Origin of the sequence: Flavobacterium sp. UGB4466 (genome assembly GCF_903469665.1) — a bacterium.
Classification (GTDB): domain Bacteria; phylum Bacteroidota; class Bacteroidia; order Flavobacteriales; family Flavobacteriaceae; genus Flavobacterium; species Flavobacterium lipolyticum.
In genome coordinates this window covers 1-6,914 of record NZ_CAGKLC010000158.1, presented here as the reverse complement: position 1 = coordinate 6,914, position 6,914 = coordinate 1, and the positions used below count along the sequence as shown (strand labels likewise).

At 34.1% G+C, this 6,914-nt stretch carries 4 protein-coding genes; all 4 read right to left on the bottom strand.

The window, feature by feature from the left end; translation table 11 throughout:
- Positions 1-13: 13 nt before the first annotated feature.
- The gene (locus JO950_RS20735) at positions 14-844 is read right to left on the bottom strand and encodes an endonuclease/exonuclease/phosphatase family protein (RefSeq protein ID WP_202704346.1); all 831 of its coding nucleotides are present in this window, start codon (positions 842-844) and stop codon (positions 14-16) included.
- A 155-nt stretch (positions 845-999) separates the two neighbouring features.
- The gene (locus tag JO950_RS20730) at positions 1,000-2,517 is read right to left on the bottom strand and encodes a SusD/RagB family nutrient-binding outer membrane lipoprotein (protein WP_202704345.1); all 1,518 of its coding nucleotides are present in this window, start codon (positions 2,515-2,517) and stop codon (positions 1,000-1,002) included.
- A gap of 33 nt (positions 2,518-2,550) precedes the next feature.
- On the bottom strand, positions 2,551-5,961 hold the full coding sequence (locus JO950_RS20725) for a SusC/RagA family TonB-linked outer membrane protein (protein ID WP_202704344.1): 3,411 nt from the start codon (positions 5,959-5,961) through the stop codon (positions 2,551-2,553).
- A gap of 118 nt (positions 5,962-6,079) precedes the next feature.
- A partial coding sequence (locus JO950_RS20720) for a FecR family protein (RefSeq protein WP_202704343.1) occupies positions 6,080-6,914 on the bottom strand: 835 nt, incomplete at its 5' end.

Genomic DNA, 6,914 nt, shown 5'->3' with positions numbered 1-6,914 from the left:
GATATATATTCCTTCAATAACTCAATTCTACATAAACAGGCAAATGGTCGGATGGATATTTTAAGTCTTTTGAATCACTTAAAACAGCAAATTTTTCTACTTTAAAACCAGCATCTTTAGATATAAAAATATAATCCAGCAATCGTGTTACGGGTTCATTATGCTTAAAACCGTTAAAAGTTCCAGAAGGACCAAAAGGTAGTGTTTTTGAAACTTCTCTGGTATCTTTCATTTCTTTCTTAAGAAGAAAAATGCCCTCTGATTCAGGCTCTGAATTTAAATCTCCAGTAAAAATGACCGAATAATTTTTATTATTCACTTCTTTAATTTTAGCAAGAATAAGTTTTATACCATTTATTTTTGCCTGTTCACCAACATGATCTAAATGGGTATTGAAAATCCAGAAAAGCTGCTTTGTTTTTAGATCTTTAAACAAAGCATAGGTGCAGACTCTTTTATATGCCGCATCCCAACCCAAAGAAATTTCACCGGGTGTTTCTGAAAGCCAAAATGTGTTATTTAAAAGCATTTTTAAACGCTCTCTATTATAAAAAATAGTAGAGGATTCCCCTTTTCCAACACCTTCTCTTCCTATACCAACAAAACTGTATTGAGCAAGGTTACTTGCAATATCATTTACCTGATTTGGTGCCGCTTCCTGAATTCCAAATACATCGGGCTGATAAAACTGAATTTGGGATGTAAAAAAATCTTTGCGGTGGCTCCAGTCATTATCACTATCAACTGCTAGGTCTACACGAATATTGTAAGTCATTATTTTTAAATTCTGTCCATTGATTTGCATGGCCAAAAGAATCACTATCAAAAATTTTACTTTTCTCATAACTTTATTTTTATTCTGTATTGAATTAATTAATTTTTAAATCTTTAAAATTGATTTCTTATTTTCTATTATTTGCCAATAAAAACGCTGCTCTAATTATAAAGAGCAGCGTTAAAAAAAATAAAAAAACAAAACTAATCAATATGACCTTTTTGCTAATTTGCTAAAAGCCACATTGTCTTATTAATTTCATCATAACCTCCAAATTGACGGTTTAAGGCCTCCATCAACTTTTGACTGTTATAATTCAATTCCGAAGAAGGATATAAATATCTTATAGGCATACTAGTAGGACTATTAACGTTTAGGTTCGTTGTCGGGTCAATATTAAAATCCGGGTATTTATTTCTTCTGTATTCAAAATACGCAGTTTCTGCATCAACTAAAAAATTGAGCAAATATCGCTGCATCCAAACTTGCTTCAATTGCGTAGCAGCATCTGCCGAAAATGCTGCTTCACCGATAAAATAAGTATCAATATCATTTTGCACAATAGGATTTCCATGTGCAAAAGAAGCATCTGTACTCATAAGATTTTTTAAGGCAGCTTTCACTCCATTTTCATAATAAAGCTGTGCATTTGATGTAGTAATCCAGCCTTTAATGCTCGCTTCGGCCAAAATCAGTTCCTGCTCTGCATAGGTAAGCAGCCTTCTTGGATCGCTATTTTGTTTGGTTTGGTATCGCAGGTTTATTTTAGAATATTTGCCACCTGCATAATTAGCGTTCATTAGTCCATAATCTAATGAAGTTTTTACACCAGTATAAGCCATAAAGCTGTTTTGAGCTAATCCTTTTGCAATTTGATCTGCTGAGGGTTCTGCAAAATAAAACAATCTTTTATCGTTTAGTCTTTTTAGATTGTCTACTACAATATCACTTAAAATAGTTCTTCCGGTAAACATATCATTTGTACTGTATAATGGATGAAGGTTTACGGTATTATACTCTAAGCCAAAATAATCAGAATCATCTTGAAGAAGTATATTTTCATTAACTATACTGGCAAATTTCTCTTTAATTTTTAAATCAGCATCACTCTCTTTTGCACTGAGAGTCATTAGAACTTTAAGTTCAAATGCATTGCAGGCTCTTCTCCATCTTTGAGGATTTCCTTTAAAAATGGTTGGATCTCCATCAAAAGTCAAACCTTGTGAGAATTCAAGACGTGCTTGTTCCAATTCACCAAGAATCCCCATAAAAACTTCTTTTTGAGCGTCGTATTTTGGTTTATAATTGCCTTGCAGTCCAAGATTTGCTTCACTGTATGGAATATCTCCCATCTTCATGGTAAGGATATAAAAAGTATACGCTCTTATAAAATGACCTATTCCTTTATATGAGTTTTCTGCCGGGCTGCCTTGAGCAGCAAGTAACATTTTATCAATATCAGGTAAAATGGTCATTTTGTTAAAACTTGAATTGGCTATTAAGTTATATTGAGTTCCTAATTGTCCTTCATTAGCATAACCAACATATTTTGGCAAAGCATTTTCAGAAATATATTCTTTTGAATCAGTGCCTTGATATTTAGCAATACTCAGAATTATATTTGTAGCTAATAGTGAAGCACTTACCCCGGTAGGCGTATTAGGGTTGGTATTGATTTCATCAAAATTACTACAGCCAGAAAACATTAGTATACCTGTAATTGCAACGATTATTTTTTTCATATTAATAATTTTAAATTATTTTTACTTTTAAATTTAGAATTCAAGCTTAATATTGCAACCTACAAAACGCTGTGAAGGATCGCTAAAATTATCAACTCCTCCATCTGGATCAGAATATTTAAAATCTTTTGCCCAAAGGAATAAATTTTGACCTATTGCTGATACTGTAGCATTTTTTGCTTTTATAAAACTATATACTGACTTAGGAACATTATAAGTAAGTGAGACTTCTCTTAATTTCAAAAAAGTAGTGCTGTAAGTATCCGCAGGAGATGGATTACCTCCCCAGGCTGTACCTTTATGAATTCTTTTTACATAGTTCTCATAAGTAACAGGAACATCATTTGAAGCATATTGTCTGGTATCACTGGTAATATTTCCGTAAGCATTATAAGTTACTACACCTGAAATTACTTTTACTCCATCTCCTACATAATTACTTGTACCGGTAGTAATATCTTTGTAACGAATATCATTTACAGAGTCAGGATGGTTTCCTGACTGCCACATATACATTTCGGTTGTAGTTTGTGCCAAACCTCCTACCCGTCCATCAACAGAAATATTCAAAGTGAAATTTTTATAACGAAGTGAAGATGTCAGCCCCCAAATCCAATCAGGATCACTATATCCATAAACTGACTCATAAGGAGAATAGACCGGTAGCCCATTTTCATAAATAACAGCACCATTTACACTTTTCTGAAAATCATTTAAAACAAAAGCATCAACTCTGTTTCCAACTTTTACCCAGGGTCTGTCTGCCGAAAATTCTTTATCTAGCTTAGTATAATAGCGTGCATATTTAGACCAGTTTGCCATTACATCCCATTGCCAGTCTGAAGTTTTTATTGGTGTAAAGTTTAGTGTAAGTTCAACTCCTCTTCGGGTAATTTCCTGATCTATATTGATATAATTTGAGCTAAAACCTGATGCACTGCTGACATTGGTAGCGGTTAAAAAGTCGTACATTCTCTTTGAATAATAAGTAAAATCAAATGACAAACGTTTTTTAAACAAATTGGCAGCTGTTCCCATCTCCCATGTACTGGCTGACTCGGGTCTAACTTCGTTTCCACGGATAACATCAGGATAAGATGCCGAGTTTAAACCTCCCCAGGAATTGGTTGTAATATTGTAAACCGAATTAATATCGTAAACTCCTGCCGGGGTTTTAGATGAAGTCCAGGAACCGCGAAGTTTCCATAAAGTTAACCAATCAAATTTTGGTAAAACTTCTGAGACTAAAAAACTGCCTGAAACAGATGGATAAAGATAAGAACGTGTAGATTCAGGAAGAGTTGAACTCCAGTCCTTTCGTAAAGTACCTTCAAGAAAAGCCATTCCCTTCCACGATCCGGCAAGTCTTCCATAAAAACTGTTTACCTGTCTTTTATAAACAGAAGAATTCACAACAGCATTAGTAACAGAAGCCTTTAAAGAATAGAACCCAGGAACAGAAAGTCCTCCCTGGCTTCTGGCCTCAATACCTTCGTCCTGTGTATAATAAATAGTTCCTCCAAAAAGACCGTCAATATCAAAATCATTGATCTTTTTATTTCCATTTAAGATAAAATCAGTATTAGAACTATAACCACTTCCTAGGCCTTCATTATAAGATCCTTTTAGAGATTCACCCCAAATCTCAGTCCCGTTAAGAATAACTGTAGAGACACCGGCACCAACCAGAGACCCTTTTGAAACCCTAACTGTCTGTTTGTTATTATAGGTATCAAAACCAGTTCTGACAGTAGCATTAAGCCAGGGCGCTATTTCATAACTTGCCGAAACAAAACCGTTAAAAACATTGCGGTCTAAACTGTGTAATCTTTCAAATCTGTCAAAATAAGGATTATTATTTGTACCGGTATAACTGTTATTTTGCGACTCATTTTTTACAAGCCAGTAATCTTTATATTTTCGTATGTCGTAATCCGGAGATGACCAAACCAGAATATTATACATTGGATCATAGCCTTTATAACCATTAAATCCAATATTTGGCGAACTTTGCTTATTTATCGATATTGAAGATGATAATTTGAATTTATCTATACTAATATCTCCACCTAATGTATAAGTATATTTATCATATTGAGAATTTGGATATTGCCCTTTATTGCTAACCCAGGTTGCAGATGATCTAAGATTCCCGAATTCTCCTTGCTGTGTTACACTTAAGTTATTATTTAAAATGTAACCCTGATCCAGAAAGTTTTTAAAATTATCCTTTCCTACTGGTAAATAAGGCATCGATTTATACGATTTACTAACCGGATCCCACTGAACAACTTCTTGTCCTTCCATTGGTACTCCCCAAGAGCCTGTTCCCTTATACATATTGGTAGTAGCATCTATCTGTCTTCCAAAAGTCGTTTGGGTTTCGGGAATTGCCAGATAACCCGCTGTAAACATCGTACTGCTGTTTAACGATACCGTAAGGCCTTTTTTAGAACTTCCTTTTTTGGTTGTTACAACAATAGCACCGCTGGCGCCACGATAGCCATATAAGGCTGATGCAGTTGCTCCTTTGAGTACGCTTAAAGATTCTATATCATCAGCAGGAATGTCCCTGAGAGTCATGTTTCCATAAGGTACTCCATCAATAACTAATAAGGCACTTTCGCCTCGAATTTCAACAGTAGGGGATTCTGCAAATTCAGTACTGTTTTTTACAAGTAAACCTGATACTTTACCAGTTAATGACGTTGCAACATCTACACCTTTTACCGTTTGTACTGAAGAGCCATCGACTTTTTGTACAGCATATCCAAGAGCCTTTTCTTCTCGTTTAATTCCTAAGGCAGTAATTACTAACTCGTTTAGTGCTTCAGCTTCCTCTTCAAGGGTAATATTGATTGTCCTATCTTTTTCAACTTTTTGTTTAACGGTCTTAAATCCCATATAAACAAAAACTAGTATTTCTCCTTCTCCGGCCTCAATACTGTATTTTCCGTCTAAATCCGTTTGCACCCCTACTGATGTTCCTTCAATCAGAATTGTAGCTCCGGGAATTGGTTTACCTAAATTATCCGTAACTGTACCTGAGATTTTTATTTGCTTTGCGACATTTACTGCCTTTTTACCTTTAGCAGGATTATTCATTTTAAAAGTAATCAAACCATCATTTATTTGATAAGCAACTTTAAATTTAACAGCAGCTTCCTTAAGTAATGCTGCTATTGTTTGTGTTCCTGAACTAAAAGGAACTTGAGTTTTAAGTTTTGCAACCTCATCAGAATAAAGAAGCGAAAAATCAGTTTGACTTTCAATAGCTTTAAATAAAGCTTTGAGTTCATAAACATTTTTTGAAACTGATACTGGAGTAGATTCTGTGCTTTGCGAGGTAAATGCTGACGCAAATGTCACTTGTGTCCATAACGTAACCAAAAAAAAGAAAAGTATATTCTTTTTATTATTGTTTTTATTTGTTACAAGATACATAATTTGAATATATTTGTTTTATGTTAATTATTTGCAATTAATGTGACCCGATGATTGGTGGCCGCCATGTTCGGGTTTTTTTATATTTTTTGAGTAGTTTTTCAGTTTTGCATAGGCGCTAGTTTTTACAGGGTTTTAGTTTAATTTTTATGGTGTCATTTTTAATTGTGCTATATTCCATATCATTAATGAAACGAATACTGCTTAAGATTTTTTCGATGTCATTGCCTGAGAAATTTCCACTAATAGTATTGCATTGATAAGGTTTTGAATCCAGTTTCAGTACCACATTGTATTTTCTCTGTAGTGTTAGCAATACCTGATCTATCTGAGCGTGATCAAAAAAGATTCTTCCCTCTCTCCATGCCAGGTAATTTGATGATTCGATATTATTAGATCTTATAAAAGCCCCTGAAACATCATCATAACTCACTCTCTGATTTTTAGTGATAATTTCGGATTTAGATGAATGCTGATCTGTAACTTTTACCTTTCCGGAAACAACCGTTACTGACGCAAGACCTTTTTCATAATTGGTTACAATAAATCTGGTTCCCAGAACCTGCGTTTTAAAATGAGCTGAAGAAATTATAAATGGATGTTTTTCTTTGTGTACAACTTCAAAATAAGCTTCTCCTTTTAAAGTAATTTCTCTGGAATCTTCTCCAAAGTGTTCCGGATAAACTATACTGCTTCCTGAGTTTAAATAAACCACGGAGGAATCAGGTAATCGTACATTTTTTTGCTCACCAAATTGTGCAGCAACAGTAATAAAATGATTCGTTTTAAAAATAGAATTAAAAGTAAACAGCAACGTTCCTAAAAGTATAACAGCCGCAACAGATGCCGAAATTCTATAATAATAGGTTTTCTTTTTTCTTTCTAAACGTTCTTCTATTTTAAGCAAAATACGATCTCCCAAAACATTATCAATATTCTGTTCTGTAATACCG